At 36.1% G+C, this 17,946-nt stretch carries 17 protein-coding genes; 4 read left to right on the top strand and 13 right to left on the bottom strand.

Annotated features, from left to right (window positions below):
- Positions 1-246 precede the first annotated feature (246 nt).
- Together ACWPWS_RS03910 and ACWPWS_RS03915 are read right to left on the bottom strand one after the other, a co-directional pair.
- Positions 247-1,224, bottom strand: a complete 978-nt coding sequence (locus ACWPWS_RS03910; protein ID WP_454045571.1) for a glycosyltransferase family 2 protein — start codon at positions 1,222-1,224, stop codon at positions 247-249.
- 6 nt (positions 1,225-1,230) lie between these two features.
- Entirely contained in the window at positions 1,231-2,115 is an 885-nt protein-coding gene (locus ACWPWS_RS03915) for a lysophospholipid acyltransferase family protein (RefSeq protein ID WP_454045572.1), read from the bottom strand.
- Between the two features lie 79 nt (positions 2,116-2,194).
- Here ACWPWS_RS03915 and ACWPWS_RS03920 point away from each other — a divergent pair, with 79 nt between their 5' ends.
- Positions 2,195-2,761, top strand: a complete 567-nt coding sequence (locus ACWPWS_RS03920) for a thioredoxin family protein (protein WP_454045573.1) — start codon at positions 2,195-2,197, stop codon at positions 2,759-2,761.
- 314 nt (positions 2,762-3,075) lie between these two features.
- Here ACWPWS_RS03920 and ACWPWS_RS03925 read toward each other — a convergent pair whose 3' ends face one another.
- The 4 genes from ACWPWS_RS03925 to ACWPWS_RS03940 all read right to left on the bottom strand — a co-directional run bounded on the left by ACWPWS_RS03925 (position 3,076) and on the right by ACWPWS_RS03940 (position 8,794).
- On the bottom strand, positions 3,076-4,437 hold the full coding sequence (locus tag ACWPWS_RS03925) for an aldehyde dehydrogenase (protein ID WP_454045574.1): 1,362 nt from the start codon (positions 4,435-4,437) through the stop codon (positions 3,076-3,078).
- Positions 4,438-4,677: 240 nt separating this feature from the next.
- On the bottom strand, positions 4,678-6,240 hold the full coding sequence (locus tag ACWPWS_RS03930) for an MFS transporter (RefSeq protein ID WP_209784250.1): 1,563 nt from the start codon (positions 6,238-6,240) through the stop codon (positions 4,678-4,680).
- A gap of 245 nt (positions 6,241-6,485) precedes the next feature.
- The gene (locus ACWPWS_RS03935) at positions 6,486-7,532 is read right to left on the bottom strand and encodes an HlyD family secretion protein (RefSeq protein WP_454045575.1); all 1,047 of its coding nucleotides are present in this window, start codon (positions 7,530-7,532) and stop codon (positions 6,486-6,488) included.
- A gap of 5 nt (positions 7,533-7,537) precedes the next feature.
- Positions 7,538-8,794: a TolC family protein gene (locus ACWPWS_RS03940; RefSeq protein WP_454045576.1), complete on the bottom strand. Its 1,257-nt coding sequence runs from the start codon at positions 8,792-8,794 to the stop codon at positions 7,538-7,540.
- A 214-nt stretch (positions 8,795-9,008) separates the two neighbouring features.
- Between ACWPWS_RS03940 and ACWPWS_RS03945 the strand changes: the two genes are divergently transcribed.
- Entirely contained in the window at positions 9,009-9,812 is an 804-nt protein-coding gene (locus tag ACWPWS_RS03945; protein WP_454045577.1) for a helix-turn-helix domain-containing protein, read from the top strand.
- 268 nt (positions 9,813-10,080) lie between these two features.
- On the opposite strand, the gene rplI is transcribed toward ACWPWS_RS03945, so the two are convergent.
- The 7 genes from rplI to ACWPWS_RS03980 form a co-directional block, all read right to left on the bottom strand.
- Positions 10,081-10,584 (bottom strand): 50S ribosomal protein L9, encoded by a 504-nt coding sequence (rplI, locus tag ACWPWS_RS03950; protein WP_209784254.1) that lies wholly within the window; start codon positions 10,582-10,584, stop codon positions 10,081-10,083.
- Positions 10,585-10,695: 111 nt separating this feature from the next.
- On the bottom strand, positions 10,696-10,998 hold the full coding sequence (gene rpsR / locus ACWPWS_RS03955; protein ID WP_034706728.1) for a 30S ribosomal protein S18: 303 nt from the start codon (positions 10,996-10,998) through the stop codon (positions 10,696-10,698).
- Positions 10,999-11,030: 32 nt separating this feature from the next.
- Positions 11,031-11,372: a 30S ribosomal protein S6 gene (gene rpsF / locus ACWPWS_RS03960; RefSeq protein WP_105682125.1), complete on the bottom strand. Its 342-nt coding sequence runs from the start codon at positions 11,370-11,372 to the stop codon at positions 11,031-11,033.
- Between the two features lie 143 nt (positions 11,373-11,515).
- The gene (locus ACWPWS_RS03965) at positions 11,516-12,871 is read right to left on the bottom strand and encodes a chloride channel protein (protein ID WP_454045578.1); all 1,356 of its coding nucleotides are present in this window, start codon (positions 12,869-12,871) and stop codon (positions 11,516-11,518) included.
- 42 nt (positions 12,872-12,913) lie between these two features.
- Positions 12,914-13,537 carry a hypothetical protein gene (locus ACWPWS_RS03970; protein ID WP_454045579.1) on the bottom strand — a complete coding sequence of 208 codons (624 nt, stop codon included), beginning with the start codon at positions 13,535-13,537 and terminating at the stop codon, positions 12,914-12,916.
- Positions 13,538-13,795: 258 nt separating this feature from the next.
- Complete coding sequence (locus ACWPWS_RS03975) at positions 13,796-15,103, bottom strand: dihydrolipoamide acetyltransferase family protein (protein ID WP_454045580.1); 1,308 nt, start codon at positions 15,101-15,103, stop codon at positions 13,796-13,798.
- 63 nt (positions 15,104-15,166) lie between these two features.
- Positions 15,167-15,994, bottom strand: coding sequence for an SAM hydrolase/SAM-dependent halogenase family protein (locus ACWPWS_RS03980; protein ID WP_105682129.1), 828 nt, complete (start codon positions 15,992-15,994; stop codon positions 15,167-15,169).
- A 133-nt stretch (positions 15,995-16,127) separates the two neighbouring features.
- Here ACWPWS_RS03980 and ACWPWS_RS03985 point away from each other — a divergent pair, with 133 nt between their 5' ends.
- Positions 16,128-17,087, top strand: a complete 960-nt coding sequence (locus ACWPWS_RS03985; protein WP_309513198.1) for a PhoH family protein — start codon at positions 16,128-16,130, stop codon at positions 17,085-17,087.
- A gap of 119 nt (positions 17,088-17,206) precedes the next feature.
- On the top strand, positions 17,207-17,869 hold the full coding sequence (locus ACWPWS_RS03990) for a porin family protein (protein ID WP_454045581.1): 663 nt from the start codon (positions 17,207-17,209) through the stop codon (positions 17,867-17,869).
- Positions 17,870-17,946: the final 77 nt, after the last annotated feature.

Here is a 17,946-nt window from a genome sequence, read left to right on the forward strand (position 1 = left end):
TTTTAATTATAAGTTGTTGGTTGCTTGGTTGTTATTGTTGCTGGTTAGTGGTTCTATTGTTTAGAATTTGATGCTAAAGGTTTTGGGTTTAAAAGTTTAAGGTTAATTGAAGTGATAAAATTTTACTCTAATGAGTCTTAGTGCAAAATAAGTATAGAAAGTGGTAATTTTCCCTAATCCCTAATCCCTAATCCCTAATCCCTAATCCCTAATCCCTACAACCTATTACCCATCATCTGCCACCTATCACCTTCCACCCAAAAAGTGTTTAAAAATCAACCATTTTGATTGGTAGAAGTCATTCTTCTGGTGTTTCTGACGAAGTTTCCATGTTCCCGGAAGCTGAGCATAAAATCCAAAATGAGCTCTTACAACAGCCCAAAGATGTGGGAAACCATGCTTTAATCCAAAATAAATTCCCGCAACCCCATCCAGGCATAACCTGAAAAAAATGAGCCAGATCAATTGAGGAAAAGGAAGGTTTTTAAGCATCATAGAAAGATTATTTCTGATGTTTAGATAAGTCTTCTGGGCACTCTGTTTGTTGAGTGTTCCACCCCCTACATGATAAACACTTGATTTTCCGGTATAATAAATCTTCTTGCCAGCGTTGATAAGCCTCCAGCACAGATCAATTTCTTCCTGATGGGCAAAAAATCTTGCATCAAAGCCATTCTGATCCCAAAAATCTTTTGAACGGATAAAAAAACAGCAGCCTGAAGCCCAGAAAATCTCTGTTTCATCATTATACTGACCTTTATCTTCTTCCAGATCATCAAAAACTCTTCCTCTGCAATATGGATATCCAAGGTTGTCTATCAATCCGCCGGCAGCGCCCGCAAATTCGAAATAGTTTCTGTTATGATAAGATAGAACTTTAGGCTGTACGGCTGAAATGGAAGAGTTGTTTTCCAATAATTCCAATACAGGCGCCGTCCAGTTCTCTGTAACTTCTACATCAGAGTTGAGAAGACAGTAATATTCATTCTTGACAGATTTTAATCCTTCATTATAACCCCCTGCAAACCCATAGTTTTCATCATTTTTAATAATGTTTACCGTTGGGAAATTCTTTTCTAGAAACTCAATGGAATCATCTGTAGAAAGATTGTCTATCACATAGATATCGGCATTCTGAGAAAATTGAACCACACCCGGAAGAAATTTCTCAAGCCAGTTTCTGCCGTTCCAGTTTAAGATGGCAACTGCCAGTTTTTTCTGCATGTCAATCTATTTTTTTTCAGAATCAAAATTTTTGATAGAGTTCTGATATTTCCATTTTCTGTGTGACCAAAGGTAGTTGTCAGGATTTTTGTGTAGCGTATTTTCCAATAATTTATGAAATTTTCTCACGACCTCATTTTCTGTGAATTTTTCATTATCCGGATATATTCTATGATAATTAACCTGATAATAACCGCGTTTCACCTTTTTCATCTCACAATAGATAAAGACAAGATCCATTCTTGTTGCCAGTTTATCATATCCTATAAAAGCAGGAGTGCGCTGATTCAAAAATTCTAATCCGTAAGTAACATGGGCGTGATGAGGAGTTTGGTCTGCTACAAACATATAAGCAGAATCTCCGTTATTTTTAGATCTGAAAATATTCAGAATAACTTCATTGGCTTCCAATGCTTCATTTCCGAATTTGTTTCGGACCTGCTTCATCTGATTTTCCCAAAAATCGTTATTTACCTTTCTGTATACGGGATGGCAGTGAGCCTGGGGAACAATCTTTGCCAATGCATTGATCCATTCCCAATTAAACACATGCCCTGCCAGCAAGATAATATTTTTACCTTCCTTTTTGGCGTCATGAAAAAGATCCTGGTTGATATGCTGCATTCTCACCCGGGCCTCTGTCTCCGAAATACTGAAAGATTTTATAGTCTCTACCAGATAATCTGAAAAATTAAGGTAGAACTTTTTTCTTATCTCTTTAATCTCATCTTCAGATTTCTCGGGAAATGAGTTTCTCAGGTTCTGAGTAATGACCTCTTTTCTATATCCTACGAGATAATAGTTTAGGAAAAAGATGACGTCCGAAAAAATATACAATATTTTCAGCGGAAGCTTGGAGATCAGATATAATATTTTGATTAGAAAATTCATAAAACACGCAAATTTAGTGATAATAAAATTATGGTTCTATTTTTGCAGGGGATATATATTATTTTTTTATTTTTATGTTATGAAAAAAATGACATTGTTAGCTTTCTTAGGGCTAAGTGCAATTGCTTTTGCCCAGGATGTAAAGAATTCACCCGATAAAGGAAAGCAAAAAACAGCTCTTATCGTGCCTACTGAGCAGAAAGAGTTAGAAGCAAAGAAAAAAGCTGCTGAAGAAAAAGCGAAGCTTCCAAAGCCATATGATCCAAAAGCGGATGCTCAGGCTGATATTAATAAACTAGTCGCTCAGGCTAAGAAAGAAGGTAAAAATATTATGATCCAGGCTGGTGGTAACTGGTGTATCTGGTGTCTTCGTTTCAATAATTTTGTACAGACGACCCCTGAACTGAAGGAAATTGTTGACAAAAATTATTTGTATTATCACCTGAACTATTCTCCGGACAATAAGAATGAGAAAGTTTTTGCTCAATATATTAATATTAAGGAACAGCAATTTTATCCTTTCTTCATCATTTTAGATAAAGATGGTAAAAAGATCCATGTTCAGCAGAGTGAAGTCTTAGAATCAGGAAAAGGCTACAGCAAAGAAAAAGTAAAAGAATTTTTGGAAAAAGGAAAGGTTCTTTAAAAATAAAACCCGTTCATTAAGAACGGGTTTTTTGTTTTTTAATATTTTAAGAACCAGCACAGAACTCCATACGTATTGCGCCTTTTCCATTAGCGTCGTAGCAAGCTGCGGCACCTGAATACTCAATACACGAAGTGCAAGAACTGATATATACCATACTTCCATCCGAGCAAGATGTAGCGCATGATACTCCTCCTTTTAACTTACTTAATTTTTCTCTTGATAATTTTTTCAAATTTTTCATGGGTATTGATTTTAGTTTTAGGGCATAAATATATTGTTTTTTTCAATTAAAATCCCTTATCAGGGAGAAATTATAATAATTTTTTTATCCAGCTTAATTTTTTTTCCGAATAAGGCGGATATTTGATGTCAGGTTCACCCCATGTTGCTTTTTCAAGAACTGCTTTCTGGTGTGAAAAAGCTTCGAAACCATATTTTCCGTGATAATTTCCTATTCCTGAGTTGCCAACACCTCCAAACGGAAGATGATCATTGCTTAAATGCATTACCGTATCATTGATACAACCTCCTCCAAAAGATAGTTTACGCGTAAAGTTTTCTTTCTCTTCGGAGTCATTGGTGAAAAGATAAGCTGCTAAAGGTTTTTCAAGTTCTATAATGGCGTTTAGAGCTGCATTATAATTTTGAAAGCTAATAACCGGCAGAAGAGGACCGAAAATTTCTTCCTGCATAATTTCATCATTCCAGTCGATAGAGTTGAGAATAGTAGGCTCAATGTATAGCTTTTCTTCATCAAAATGTCCACCGGAATAAATTTTTTCTTGATTTATAAGACGTATAAGGCGCTGGAAATTTCTTTGATTAATAATTCTTGTATACTGCTCAGAATCCAGCTCATATTTGAATTGTTTGATGTATTTCCTAAGCATTTCCAGGAATTGTTCCTGAATGGTTTCTTCTACCAACAGATAGTCGGGAGCTACACAGGTTTGTCCGGCATTGAGGAATTTCCCCCAGACAATTCTTTTGGCTGCCATTTCAAGATTGGCATGTTGGGTGACGATTGCCGGAGATTTTCCTCCCAGCTCAAGGGTTACAGGGGTAAGATGTTCTGCTGCTGCTTTGTAAACAATCTTTCCCACTTTTGTGCTTCCTGTAAAAAATATTTTGTCAAATTTTAATCTTAAAAGAGCGGTTGTTTCATCAATATCGCCTTCATACCCATAAAGATATTCAGGGGGAAAATTTTCATTGATGATAGAAACCATAGCTTTCATGGTATTTGAAGCTATTTCGCTAGGCTTTAGAATACAGCAGTTTCCGGCTGCCATTGCAGCAATAATAGGGGAAAGGGATAACTGATAGGGATAATTCCAGGCTCCGATTACCAGTATACATCCCAGTGGATCAGCATAAATTTTACTGTTTCCCAGCTGATTAACAAGATTAGTACTTACTTTTTTAGGTTTTGAAAGCGTTTTTAAATTCTTGATATAATAATTAATATCATTCAGAATAAAGGATAATTCTGTGGTGAAAGTATCAAATTTTGATTTCCCGAAATCTTTGTTAATTGCTTCATAGAGCATATCCTCATTAGAAATAATGAGACTTTTAAGCTTTTCGAGATACATTTTCCGGAAAGCAAGACTTTTGGTTTGCTGTGTTTTAAAAAAATCTCTTTGGCTCTGTAAAATTCTTTCAATTTCCATGGGTAAGCTTTTGTATTAAACGTAATGCCCTGTGCAATATTGCGAGCAAAAATACGAACAATAAACCGGCCAAAGTGGATGGAGCCGGAAGATGGGAAGGAGAAGTTAATCTTAGCCTTTTGGATACAAAGAGCCATTATGAGAAAAGTTATTAATTGTTTTAGGAACGATCAAAGTGAGCTTTAATTGGTATTAGTGTCTTCAAGCGCTTCGATCTTCCAGCCTCCAGCTTCCTTCCTTTTACATGATATTCCTTACCGCTATTTTTACAGGGTGATAAAGTAATAAACAGATGGCAGTAATTAACGCCAACCAGAAAAGACCCGTGAAAATTTCCATATTGGAAAGAAGGATGGATTGTGCCATAATTTTAGCCTTAAAAGCTCCTGCTGTAACAGAGAGAGAATCATTGACAGAAAGTCTGGACATCGTACTGCCGAAAAGCTGGTTCCACTGACTGTAAAAAACAGGATTGGTGTCTGTAAGATTCGCACTGAGTGTGTCAGAATGTTTTAGGGTTAAAAAAAGCATCAGGTTCTGCATCAAAGCATATCCGATAGCGGTTGTCCAGAAACGGGTTGTCGTTCCTAAAGCTGTTGCATTGGAAACATATTCTTCCGGAGTTCCTGAAATTAAAAAGAATACAAGGGGAGTAAATAATAATCCCTGAGCAACGCCCTGCAGGAATAAAGGCGGACAGATTGTGGAAAGGGTAGTGTCTGGATAAAAAGTATAGGTAAACCACGCACAATCAATAGCAAGCAGCAGAAATCCTGTAAAGAAAACAATCCTTGAAGAGACTCCGCGAACAAGGCAGATCCCTGATAATAATATTCCCAAAAGAGTTCCTGCCACATTCCAGTACTGGATGTTCACAATATAGTCCCATGGCCATTTCCATACTGTAGCCATGATGCTGTATACATTATTCAATCCCGAACGGATCAGATAAAAAATGAAAAACAGAATCATTCCTGCAATCACATTTCTGGAACTGAAAACTTCAAAATGAAATAATGGTCTTTTTGAATTTCTTTGCTTAAGCATAAATAAACCTCCTGAAAGAAGGAATATAAACAGACACATGATAATGGTATCAGATTCAAACCACATCAGTCTTTTACCATAGATGATGGCATAGCCGCCGGCCTGCAGACATACCCAGAGTAAAAACCAGCTGGTGATATCTAATTGATACAAAGGTTTTTTAGGAAAGAATCTGTTTTTGTTGAATAACGCAATACCAATGATCAGTACAAATACATGAAAATACACCATCATCAGGATCATATGCTGGAAATTGTAATCTTCAATACTGGATTTTAAAAGGGATGTGGTTATTGTTCCTCCGGTCAGCATGATGGTATACATAAAGAGATAAGCCAAAACCTTGGCGTGTCTTGTTTTTAATTCCGCAATAATCAGAGGAAGAAAAATAGCACCTTCCAGTAATCCGAAAATCCCTTCCAAAAAACGGATGACCAATATCACATGATAATCATGGGTGACGGATAAAACATAAAGAATAATTACAGAAATAGAGGCCATCAGCAATACATAATATTTCACACTGAAGTAAGCCATAAACCGCTGTAAAACTAAAAGGGTAACCACAAATGTCCCATACATCAAAATCATTAAATACTGGATGTCGTCTGAATCAACATCCATAAAAGAAGAGGTGAAGGCGCTGTTCGAATGTAAAAGCGACAACAACATCAGGTGGGGAAACAATGCCAATATCAGAAGAGGCAGCTTCAGCCATTGTGGTACCCATTTATGATAAACTGTATTGTGCTGCATAATTTTTTGAAAATGAAAAAGCGAAAAGACAAAAGGCAAAGGTGTTAAACAAGTAAAAGGTAAAATGGCAAATATGCGTAAGAAAAAATTTGCAGATTCGCTATTTCGCAGTTTGTCTTTTCGCTAAAAAAATAATTTAATGGTAAAGTCTGAAAGGTGTTGACTGGAAGGTAATTTTTAATTGAATAATCTTGTACTCTAATACTCTAATACTCTAATACTCTAATACCCTCCCACACTCAAACTCATATCTTCTTCGCACTTACCAGAACATTCATTCCGGAAAGTAGTTTTTCGTTATCCTTATTTTGATCAAGAATAATTTTTACTGGGAATCTCTGTTCAATTTTTACAAAGTTTCCGGTTGCATTATCTGGCTTTACTAATGAAAACTGTGATCCTGATGCAGGAGAAACGGAAAGTATTTTTCCTTTAAACTCAACATTGGGATAGGCATCTGCAGTAATAATTACTTCCTGGCTCTGATCTATCTGCCCAAGTTGCGTTTCTTTGTAATTGGCAATAATCCATTTTTCTTTGCTGACCATCTGTACCAGAGCCTGGCCTTCTTTGATCAGTTGTCCTTCCTGAATGGTTTTTTTTCCTACCCATCCATCATAAGGAGCGGTGATTACCGTATAAGAAAGATAAAGTTGAGCATTATTAAGACTTGCAGAGCTCTGCTGGATTTGGCTCTTCACAGGGGCAACTTTCGTCTGTTGTTCATTGGCTCCGGCTCTTACTGCAATTTTTTGCTGCTCCAATGCCAAAAGATTAGCCTTTGATTGTTCATAAGAAGCTTTCACATTCTCAAACTCCTGTTCTGTTGCTGCATCTTCTGTTAAAAGGTTTTTGTATCTTTTATAATCCTGTTCCGTTTTCCAGATGTCAATTTTTGCGGAGGCAATTTTAGCATCAATGATCTTGGTATCACTTTCTTTGGTACTGACTCCACTTTCGATAGTGCTGATTGTTGCCGTATTGGCATGAAGGTTGGCTTCTGCCATGTGTACCTGATTTACAAACTCCCTGTTGTCTATGACAATTAATGTATCTCCTTTATGTACAAACTGATTTTCATTGAATCGTATTGTTTTGATAAATCCTGAAACCTTGCTGGATACAGGCGTGATATATTGTTCAATCTGTGCATCATTCGTAGTCACATTTTTTCTCGAAAAAAGATAGAAGCTTACCATTCCTGTGATTCCGTTTATAATAAGGATCCAGGCCAGTAAAGTAATAGATTTGTTGATTCTTTTTTCCTTTTGTGTCAATTGTTTCTGTGCCATAGTTTTTATAAGTTTCCAATCGTATATTGGAGTTGATAATATTTAAGTTGTCTGTTAATTTTTACGGAAATAAGATTAGATTCAGCTTCCAGATAAGTATTGTCTGCATCAATTAATTCGGTGATAAGACTTAGCTTATTAGCGTATTTTGTTCTTACAATACGATAGTTTTCTTTAGCCTGGTTAATGGCCTCTTCAGCAATTTTTACCTTCTGGTCTGTTTCCTCAAACTTTTTGTAAGCTTCATATACATTGTGTCTGATCTTTTCTTCATTTTCCTCTATCTGAAGCTTTGCCAGATCAATATTTTCCTTTCCTTCCTGCATTTTGTATTTGTTTTTATACAGATTTTCAATAGGATAGGTAAGGTTTACTCCAACCATTCCCAATCGGTAGGCATAGGGCTCAGGTGGAAAAAACATCATATTCGGATACTTTAAAAAATATTCTCCACCCGCTGTAATTTTGGGTAAATAATTGGCTTTAATAATTTTTTGATCCAGTTCCTTCAATGAGAGGTTTTTATGGGTGATTTCGACAGATTCATTCTTATTTAAAGCTGTTTCCGTAAGTTCATCTACATAAGGGATTGCTGCATTATCCGAGATAAGATCCTCCGTATTCACACGCATTTCCTGATTTTCCGGCAGTGAAAGAATTGTTTTCAGTTTGTGTTCTGCAATCTGAATATCATTATCCAGTTCCGTCCAGCTCATTTTGTGATTAGAAAGCTGCAGTGAAGTTCTTAACACTTCATTTACCGTTACAACACCATTCGCTTTCAGAGCTTTTACCTGTTTGATATTAACAGAATCTTCCTTCATCTTATCATTGATAAGACTTTGCTGCTCTTTTAAATGATGGATCTGCAGAAAAGCGGTAATGATTTCCATTTTAAGTTGTCTCTCATCCAGATGAGTCTTTAAAGCTGAAATTTCAGTATCAATAGCTGCTTTTTTCTCTGTATTTTTTATTTTGCCACCCATGTATACCGGAATGGAAGCGGATAATGTAAAATCATACATCCCATTGATGGCATCATACTTTGTAGCTTTATTAAATACCCCGTTCTGATGTTGAAACAGGTTGGTTACCTGGGTGTAGCTTGTATGAAACTCAATGTCCGGAAGTTTTTCCATTTTGAGATCTTTCTCTTTGGTAACGGACATTTCCTGTTTTAGATGACTTATCTGTATGCTTTTGTTGTTTTTCAGACCAATCTCTACAGCCTGCTGTAAGCCGAGATGTTGGTAGTCTATCATCTGTGAATGTGAAAAGTTGCTCAATAATAAGCACAACGCAATGCACAGATATCGGCATGCGTTAAATATGATATTCATAAATTAATTAAAGGATTTTTGCTAAAATGATTTTGATGCAGCAAAGTTACGATGAGTAGGAACAGACTCTATTTGTGAAAACAGAAAAAGATTTGCTCATTTACGCCATTTTGAAAATTCTTCTTACCTTTATGGGATGAACAACAGCCATTTTAAAGAAGTAGAAGAAGATGATACTGAATTTTACGTTTATCATGTCCTTACCGGAAATGTAACTACGGAGATTCATTATCACAGTTCTGCACAATTAGTATATGCAGAAGGTGGTATTGTACATGTTTTTACAGATCAGAAGCACTGGTATCTGCCTGCAAGATGCTTTATGTGGATTCCCGCAGGAACACCTCATTATATTTTTTCTACCAGTCCAAAGGTGGATCTGTATAATTTTTATTTCAAGAAAGAAGAAAATGAAAGTGTCTTTTTTGATGAAATCAACATTTATTCTGTGAATAATTTGCTTCGGGAGATGATTTTGTATACTAAAGAATGGGATGGAAAAATCACAAAAAATGATACGTCTAAATATTTTTTCCTCAAAGCACTTAAAGGCGTTTTACAAGAAAAAAAACATAAGCATCTGGCATTTCCCATACAGCATCCTTTTCCTAAGGATGAAACATTATTAAAGATTGCACGATACATCCATGCTAACCTAGAAAAGCCTCTTACCATCGAATCTACGGCCAAAGAATTCGGAATGAGTACAAGAACTCTTTCAAGGAAATTTAAAGAAATTCTGGGCATGAATTACATTCGGTTCCTGAGAGCTTTGAGAATTACCCGTTCTCTTGAACTGATGCTGGAAGGAAAATATAATATGTATGAAATTGCCATGATGGTAGGCTACAACAGCCTGTCTTCTTTCAGCAATATTTTCAAAAAAGTAATCGGTATTGCCCCTACGGAATATCAGCATAAACTGAGAGGGGATAAGTAGTGAGTAGGAGCGTTTGAGGGTTTGAGATTCGGGGTGCGTGTTACGAGGTAACGGGTTTTATAATGCGGGATAAAGATTCTTGCCTGTTCTTACGTATAAGGTTGTTAAAAAGCTAATTTAACGAGTAATATCAGTTAAGATTTCCTACATTCCCCTTCTATGAAGGGGTGGATTTTTGCATAGCAAAAAGACGGGGTAGTTCAATAAAAAAACCACCTCAAATAAATGAAGTGGTTTTGTATTGTGAGAAAATCTCAGTTGCTTAAAATTAAGCTTCTTCAGATTTTACTTCTTCTTTTTTAGCAGCTGGTGCAGCTACAACTGGAGCGTCAGATACGATATCGAATTCGAAATTGTACTCAACGTTTCTGTGTAGTCTGATGTTTGCAGTTACTTTACCAGTTCTCTTAATAGTGTTCCCTGGGATTTTGATATATTTCTTCTCTACAGAAACTCCAGCTTTAGCAAGAGCAGCAGAAAGATCTGCATTGTTGATAGATCCGAATAATTTGTCACCAGAACCTACTTTTGCAGGAATAGTGATAGAAGTTTTCTTCAATTGCTCAACTACAGCGTTAGCAGCAGCGATTAATTTAGCTTCTTCTTCTTTTCTAGCTTCTAAAGTAGCCTCTAGAGCAGCTTTGTTTTTAGGGGTAGCTAAAAGAGCAATTCCTTGAGGAATTAAGAAGTTTCTAGCATAACCTGGCTTTACGCTTACTGTATCAAACTCAAGTCCTAAGTTTTCTACGTCTTGTTTTAGGATGATATCCATTGTTGTTGTCCTTTTTTAAGATTTTAGAATGTTCTAAAATCAAGTTAGAATTAATTATTTATTCAGCAACAAAAGAAGAGATTGCTCTCTTCTTTTATTTATTTTTTTGTCTTATTTCAATAAGTCAGCTACGTAAGGTAGTAAAGAAAGGTGTCTTGCTCTTTTGATAGCAGCAGAAACTTTTCTTTGGTATTTTAAAGAAGTTCCAGTGTATCTTCTTGGTAAGATTTTACCTTGCTCGTTTACAAATTGTAATAAGAAATCAGCATCTTTGTAGTCAACGTGCTTAATTCCGTATTTTTTGAATCTACAATATTTCTTTTCAGATTTTGTATTGATATCAAGTGGAGTAAGGAATTTTACTTCTGATTCTCCTCCTGCAGAGGCTTGTTTAGCCATTTCATCTATTGCCATGTCTTGTCTTTTTTAAAAAATAGGGTTAATAATTAAGCTTTAGCTGCTTTTACTTTAGCTCTTCTTGTTACAGCGTACTCAATAGCATGCTTGTCAAGTTTTGTAGTAAGGTAACGGATTACTCTCTCGTCACGTTTGAATGCTAATTCTAAGTCAGCTACTACAGTACCTTCTCCTTTAAATTCGATTAAAGTATAGAACCCATTCTTTTTTAATTGGATTGGGTAAGCTAATTTTTTCAATCCCCAGTTTTCTTTAGCAACGATTTCGCAGTTCTTTTCTTTGATAAGATCTACATACTTGTTCACTGCTTCCTCTACCTGCGACTCAGATAGAACGGGAGTTAAAATGAAAACAGTTTCGTAATTGTTCATAATGTTAAATGAATTTGTTAATTATTTCGAGGTGCAAAAGTAGAAAATATATTTCTTATATGCAAGAGTACTGGCGAAAATTGAGCGAAAATATATTCTTATTCCACAATTGATACGGATGCTTTTTAAGACTGACGATCTTATTATGAATCTTTTCCCCTTAATTCTGTTAAAAAATTCACCTTCAATACATCATACAGAGAATGTCTGCTCACCAGAATGGAAGCAATAGAAGAGACCATTCCTGCAAGCATCAGATGGAAAATTAATGAATGCCTGTCCGTCATTTCCAGAACAATAATTGCTGAAGTAAATGGGGCTCTGGTAATTCCGGTAAGAAAGGCCACCATTCCGGCGAGAACGACAACATTCGTTTCGTTAGGGGTTAAATGAATTGCTCCCGAAATAACAGAACCTATACTGGCACCCGCAGAAAGAGCCGGAGCGAAAATTCCGCCAGCACCTCCCGAAGTGAATGAAAGGGCAGGGCCAAGCATTCTTAAGATAGGCACGTACCAGTCTTCATGCTTGTCTTTGGTAAAAAGAACCCGTTCCATGATTTCTTTTCCCGAACCCAAAATTTCCCTGTTGATGAAATAAGCGATTGAAGCAATAATCAATGCGCAAATAATCAGAAATATCACATTCGATTTATCTGTTTTCAGTTTTTTCTTTTTCCAGCTATTGAGTTTAAGCATAACCACGGAGAGCTGACTGGCAAGGATACCGGCAGTGGCTGCAACAAGTATAATGGGAAGCATAACCATTAAGGAAACATCATTGGTTTTAGGATATCCCAGATATAAATAAGATCCCGCCAAGGTTTGTGCGGTAAGGCCGGCAATAATTACAGCAGTAAATAAAGCTGTTTTAAAATAATTGATATGGGTTTTTGACAGTTCTTCCACAGCGAAAACAATTCCACCAAGCGGAGTGTTGAACGCAGCTGCAAGCCCGGCTGCTGCTCCTGTCATAATCATATTTTTTTTGGAAATTTTCGGCCACCATTCCGGAAGATATTCATTAACTTTTCTGAAAACAGAGCCTGCAATCTGAATGGTAGGTCCTTCACGTCCCACAGCGCCTCCACCAATGACCAGAATGACAGAGGAAAGGATTTTGAAAAAAATGATTTTGATGCTTAAAAGATTTCTGATTTTACGGTGTTCTTTCGGATTAGCAAGTTCTACAGCTGCCATCACCTGTGGAATACCACTTCCTTTAGCATTGGGTGCAAATTCTTTCACCAGCCACCAGGATAGTACAAATCCGACAGGAGCAATAATGAAAATCATCCATGCATGCCAGTCAAAAATAAAATTCATCAAATGTTCACCCCAGGCAAATACCTGCGCATACATAACGGCAAAGAAACCTGTAATCACAGATCCTATCCAAAAAGGAATGGCCTGAAGGAGATTGTGCTTCAGCTGCTCATTCCTGATATTGTCGAAGGAATTTTTAATGGATTTTTTAATAAGGATGAAAATTTTCAGCATTTGTTAATTTAGAGAGGTAAAAATACGGGTTTTTTGTAGATTTTATATTTCTTCTAAAAACTTTGAGATCATTTCCGCGTTTTCAACGGTAAGGGATTCCGGGATTCCGAAACTCAAAATAGAATTTCTGACTTCAAGTTTAAAATCTTCATTCGGAAAGTTTTTTACTGTTTCTTTTCTCTTTGGAGTTAAAAAATTCATGATTTTAAATTTATCATTTCCCACTACATAAAAATCATTAAACTCACGATCTGTAAAATTGATAGTAAAACTACTGAAGATTCCCGCAACTTTATCCATCAGTTTCTTTTTATTGATAGAGATATATCCAAAATCATCCTCCAGATTTTTGAGTCCCCAAAGTTGTAGGGTGTCATATTTACGTTCTAAACGTCCGCCTTTGGAATTTATTCCGACCTTACTGACAATAAAAAGATAGAAAGAACTGCTTTGATCCTGTCCTTGTACTAAATAACAAATTTGTGGGATAAATAACGGATACATATCATGAGAACTGAATGTTTCATAGGGAGAATCTTTAATGTCCACCACTGAAACAGAATATGACTCAGAAAGCCGATCATATACGCTGGTAATTAATTTTTCATCTTCCTCTGTGAAATCAAAGAATCTGGTGATATCATATTTTCTGTAGTCAGGATCCATTATTGAGTATTATTTGTTTAAAAATAATGCTAATAAACAGAACTTCCAAAAAAGTTTTGATAATAAAGTATTGGGTTTGTTTAATTAAGGATTTGATAATTAATTTGTGTTTTTATTGATTAATTTAAATTTATTTCATATGATGTTTGTGCTTTTGAAACTTTGTGAAATTTAAAGAATATAAAAAGAAAAACCTCCGAAAATCGGAGGTTTAGTATGTAAAATCGGCAAAATTACTTATTGCTGATTGCTCATTACTTATATTTCTGTGTTCAGATCCCAGTTTTCAAGGTAGTCGTGAACATGTTTCAGCATCATTCCACCTAGGGAACCATCTACCACTCTGTGGTCATAAGAGTGAGACATGAACATTAGGTTTCTGATAGCGATTACATCACCGTCCGCTGTTTCAAGAACTGCAGGCTTCTTAACGATAGCTCCGATCGCTAAAATAGCTACCTGAGGCTGAGGAATGATTGGGGTACCCATAAGGTTTCCGAAACTTCCAACGTTAGAAATTGTATAAGTTGCTCCCTGAGTGTCTTCAGGTCTTAATTTTTTGTTTCTTGCTCTGTAAGCTAAATCGTTGATGGCTTTTGCAAGACCAGAAAGTGATAACTGATCAGCATTTTTAATTACAGGAACAATAAGGTTTCCGTCCGGAAGGGCAGTAGCCATACCGATGTTGATGTTTTTCTTTTTGATGATGTTTTCACCATTTACAGAAACATTGATCATTGGGAAATCCTGGATTGCTTTCACTACAGCTTTTACGAAAATCGGCATGAAAGTCAGTTTTTCACCCTCACGTTTTTCGAATACCGCTTTGTTTTTATTTCTCCATTTTACAACGTTGGTAACGTCTGTTTCAATGAAAGATGTTACGTGTGGAGCAATTTGTTTTGCTTTTACCATGTTTTCAGCGATGATCTTTCTCATTCTGTCCATTGGAATGATCTCATCACCTGCACTTACCGGAATCGTAGCTGCTGGTGCAGATACTGCTGGTTTTGGTGCAGAAGCTGCTTGTACAGGAGCTGCCTGCTGAGCTGGCTGACTTCCTCTGTTAGCAACATAAGCTAGTATATCTTCTTTGGTAATTCTTCCTTCTAAACCGCTTCCTTTGATAGTTTTCAGCTCAGTTTCAGAAATTTTTTCCTGTTGTGCGATAGATTTTACAAGTGGAGATAAATAAAGATCTCCTGAGAATTCTACGTTTGAAGCAGCCACTGTTTGTAAAGGCTCTTCAATCGCTTTTAAAGTGTCAGCATCCGGAGTAGCCGCCGGAGTTTCAGTTTTTACTTCTTCTGAAGCTGTGCCTTCTCCTTCAATTTCTAAAATAGCAATGGCTTCACCTACTTTTGCAACTTCATCTTTTTGCTTTAAAATTTTTACAATTTTCCCCGAAACTGGTGTCGGTACGTCTGAATCTACTTTATCTGTTGCAATTTCTACTACGGAGTCATCCTCCTTTACGTTATCACCTTCATTGAATAACCAAGTGATAATTGTCGCTTCCATAACACCTTCTCCCATGGAAGGAAGCAATAATTTGTATTCTGCCATTTTTGATTTTTAGATTTTGACAAATATATAAAAAAAATCGGTTTTTTTAAGAAATATATAATCTTAGCTAAATTCGATATAAATATTTTCACCTACATTCAATCCAAACAGGCTTTTAGCACCGTTTTTCTTGCTTCCTTTATAGATGGTAAGCTCCAATAACTGACTATCATTGAAGATTGCAGCAGACTGTCCATGGAATTCTGTCTCCCTTTCCCAGTCTGAAACCACTTCCGTATGGCTGGAAAATACTCGTGAAAGGCTTAGATTTCTGAATTTTATGGTAAAACCGGTATAGCCTTTACTGATATTTTCAAAAAAATCTTTGTTGATATTTGATATTATATTTCCGAAATTATCAATATACGTGACTTCTCCAATGATCATTCCTTCCGATTCGTTATAAACCGCTCTTGGGAACATCAATTGTTTTGCTGATTGTATTTTTCGTCCTATCACCTCCGGAAGTCCGCCGTTGGCAAGATGCACTGCAGCAGGAACAAAAATGTCTGTAGAAGTAAAGTCGATGATATCATCAAAACGGTTGTTCAATGTAAGCTCATAGATTGCCTCAGGCTTAATATCAAAAAATATAAGGCTTAAAAGGCCGTTGTCTGCAGCTAGGAAGTAGGATCCGTCAGCTTTATAAATGATATTCTTTCTGGATTTGTTATAAAAACTGTCTACGGAAAGAATATGAATGCTTCCTTTAGGAAAATATTTATATGCATTTCTTACAATATACGAAGTTTGTATAAGGTTGAATGCCTGGATGTCGTGGGTTATATCAATAATATTAACCTCAGGGTTTAGAGACAGAATTTTGCCTTTCACAGCGGCAACTCTGTAATCTAAATTTCCGAAATCCGAAGTAAGGGTAATAATTGACATGAGCAATTTATAGAATAGTGTAGTATTGCAAAGTTATTTAAAATAAAAAGAAAGCCCGAAAGATTGTTGAAAAGAATTTGATATAAATTTGAAAAAAAGCTTTAATTTTAAAATCTAAAAATAAAAATACTGCATGTTTGAATTAACATATGATTTGGAAGATATCGATGCGAAAATCTTCTATGGAGTTAATAACCAATATTTCAACTTAATAAAATCAAGCTTTCCCACCATTAAAATTACAGGAAGAGACCATTTCGTCTTTGCCATGGGAAATCAGGAAGCTTTAGACATACTGAAACAAAAACTGGATGATATTGTCAGTTTTATCTCTAAAAACAATTCAATAGGACTAAAAGACGTTGAAAATATATTGAATATTAAAGACGAAAATGAGAAACAACTGGTATTTGACCAGGATATTATTGTAAAAGGTGTCAATGGAAAAGTGATTAAGGCCAAGACGACCAATCTTAAAAAGCTGGTAAAGGAAACGGAGAAAAAGGACATGGTTTTTGCTATTGGTCCTGCCGGAACCGGAAAAACATATACCAGTGTGGCATTGGCAGCAAGAGCTTTGAGGGATAAGGAAGTAAAAAGAATTATCTTGACAAGACCAGCTGTGGAAGCAGGGGAGAGTTTAGGATTTCTGCCGGGTGACCTTAAAGAAAAGCTGGATCCTTATTTACAGCCATTATACGATGCACTTCGTGATATGATTCCGCATGAAAAACTGGAAGGTTTCATGGAGAAAAAAGTAATTGAGGTAGCGCCATTGGCTTTCATGAGAGGACGTACGCTTGATGATGCTTTTGTGATTCTTGATGAAGCGCAGAATACTACCCATGCACAGATGAAAATGTTCCTTACCAGAATGGGTATGAATGCTAAATTTATTATCACAGGAGATCCTACCCAGGTCGATTTACCACCAAAACAGCAATCCGGGTTGAAAGAAGCAATGAGGATTTTACATGGAGTGAAGGAGATCGGGTTTGTGCATCTTACAGAAGAGGATGTAGTAAGACACCCTGTAGTAAGAAAAATTATTCTTGCTTATAATGATGAAGAGAAAAGACTAAGAAACGACTAGTTGAAAATAAGTAAAAGTTTCCGTTAACCTTTTATTAACCTTAAAATGGTTAGTTAAAATTTGTTAATTTGAAAAAAATAATTAGTTTTGCAGACCTTAAATGTAAAAACTAACTAAACATGAAAAAACTTTTACTTATGGCAGCAGTCGCTGTTATGGGAATTTCCGCAAATGCACAGGAATTCCGATTTGGTCCAAAAGCTGGTTTCGCAATGTCAACCATTAAACTGGATGATAAGCAAGACGATCTTGACGGAAGAAAAATGTCTGCTAAATATACCTTCTATATCGGTGGAATGGCTGAGTACAAATTCAATGATAACTTTGCTGTTCAGGGAGAGGTTTTATACTCACCACTTGGAGCTAAAGAAAAAATTGATGGAGTAAATGCCGGAGGAATGTATTTTGGTGAGTCGACTAAGATTACTTTTGGAACGCTTTTAATTCCTGTTTCTGCAAAATATTTCATTACAGAAGGCTTCTCATTAGCGGCAGGTGTTAACGTAGGGCTTATCCTTACTGCGAAGCAAAAGACGGTAATCGGATCAGACTTCCTTGATGTAGAAATGGAAGGCGAAGGTGGTGATGTAGATATTAAAAAAGATATCAAATCCCTTAACCTTGCTCCTTTCTTAGGAGTGGAATATATGTTGGAAAACGGACTTTTCTTTGATGCAAGATACAGTTTAGGAGTATCCAACCTATCTAACGACAATAGCGGAGGTTCTGTGAAAAACAGTTTTGCTCAGGTGGGAGTAGGTTTCAAATTCGGAGGAAACTAATTCTGAAAATTTTATAAAGAAATAATAAAAAAATCAGGGCAATTTTTGTCCTGATTTTTGTTGTACCATAGCTCATT

It is taken from the genome of Chryseobacterium sp. Marseille-Q8038 (genome assembly GCF_965111995.1).

Bases quoted from the DNA above. Each gene is read 5' to 3' on its own strand.
- ACWPWS_RS03910 (WP_454045571.1), bottom strand. From the start codon at position 1,224: ATGCAGAAAAAACTGGCAGTTGCCATCTTAAACTGGAACGGCAGAAAC.
- ACWPWS_RS03915 (WP_454045572.1), bottom strand. From the start codon at position 2,115: ATGAATTTTCTAATCAAAATATTATATCTGATCTCCAAGCTTCCGCTG.
- ACWPWS_RS03920 (WP_454045573.1), top strand. From the start codon at position 2,195: ATGAAAAAAATGACATTGTTAGCTTTCTTAGGGCTAAGTGCAATTGCT.
- ACWPWS_RS03925 (WP_454045574.1), bottom strand. From the start codon at position 4,437: ATGGAAATTGAAAGAATTTTACAGAGCCAAAGAGATTTTTTTAAAACA.
- ACWPWS_RS03930 (WP_209784250.1), bottom strand. From the start codon at position 6,240: ATGCAGCACAATACAGTTTATCATAAATGGGTACCACAATGGCTGAAG.
- ACWPWS_RS03935 (WP_454045575.1), bottom strand. From the start codon at position 7,532: ATGGCACAGAAACAATTGACACAAAAGGAAAAAAGAATCAACAAATCT.
- ACWPWS_RS03940 (WP_454045576.1), bottom strand. From the start codon at position 8,794: ATGATAGACTACCAACATCTCGGCTTACAGCAGGCTGTAGAGATTGGT.
- ACWPWS_RS03945 (WP_454045577.1), top strand. From the start codon at position 9,009: ATGAACAACAGCCATTTTAAAGAAGTAGAAGAAGATGATACTGAATTT.
- rplI (WP_209784254.1), bottom strand. From the start codon at position 10,584: ATGGATATCATCCTAAAACAAGACGTAGAAAACTTAGGACTTGAGTTT.
- rpsR (WP_034706728.1), bottom strand. From the start codon at position 10,998: ATGGCAATAGATGAAATGGCTAAACAAGCCTCTGCAGGAGGAGAATCA.
- rpsF (WP_105682125.1), bottom strand. From the start codon at position 11,372: ATGAACAATTACGAAACTGTTTTCATTTTAACTCCCGTTCTATCTGAG.
- ACWPWS_RS03965 (WP_454045578.1), bottom strand. From the start codon at position 12,871: ATGCTGAAAATTTTCATCCTTATTAAAAAATCCATTAAAAATTCCTTC.
- ACWPWS_RS03970 (WP_454045579.1), bottom strand. From the start codon at position 13,537: ATGGATCCTGACTACAGAAAATATGATATCACCAGATTCTTTGATTTC.
- ACWPWS_RS03975 (WP_454045580.1), bottom strand. From the start codon at position 15,103: ATGGCAGAATACAAATTATTGCTTCCTTCCATGGGAGAAGGTGTTATG.
- ACWPWS_RS03980 (WP_105682129.1), bottom strand. From the start codon at position 15,994: ATGTCAATTATTACCCTTACTTCGGATTTCGGAAATTTAGATTACAGA.
- ACWPWS_RS03985 (WP_309513198.1), top strand. From the start codon at position 16,128: ATGTTTGAATTAACATATGATTTGGAAGATATCGATGCGAAAATCTTC.
- ACWPWS_RS03990 (WP_454045581.1), top strand. From the start codon at position 17,207: ATGAAAAAACTTTTACTTATGGCAGCAGTCGCTGTTATGGGAATTTCC.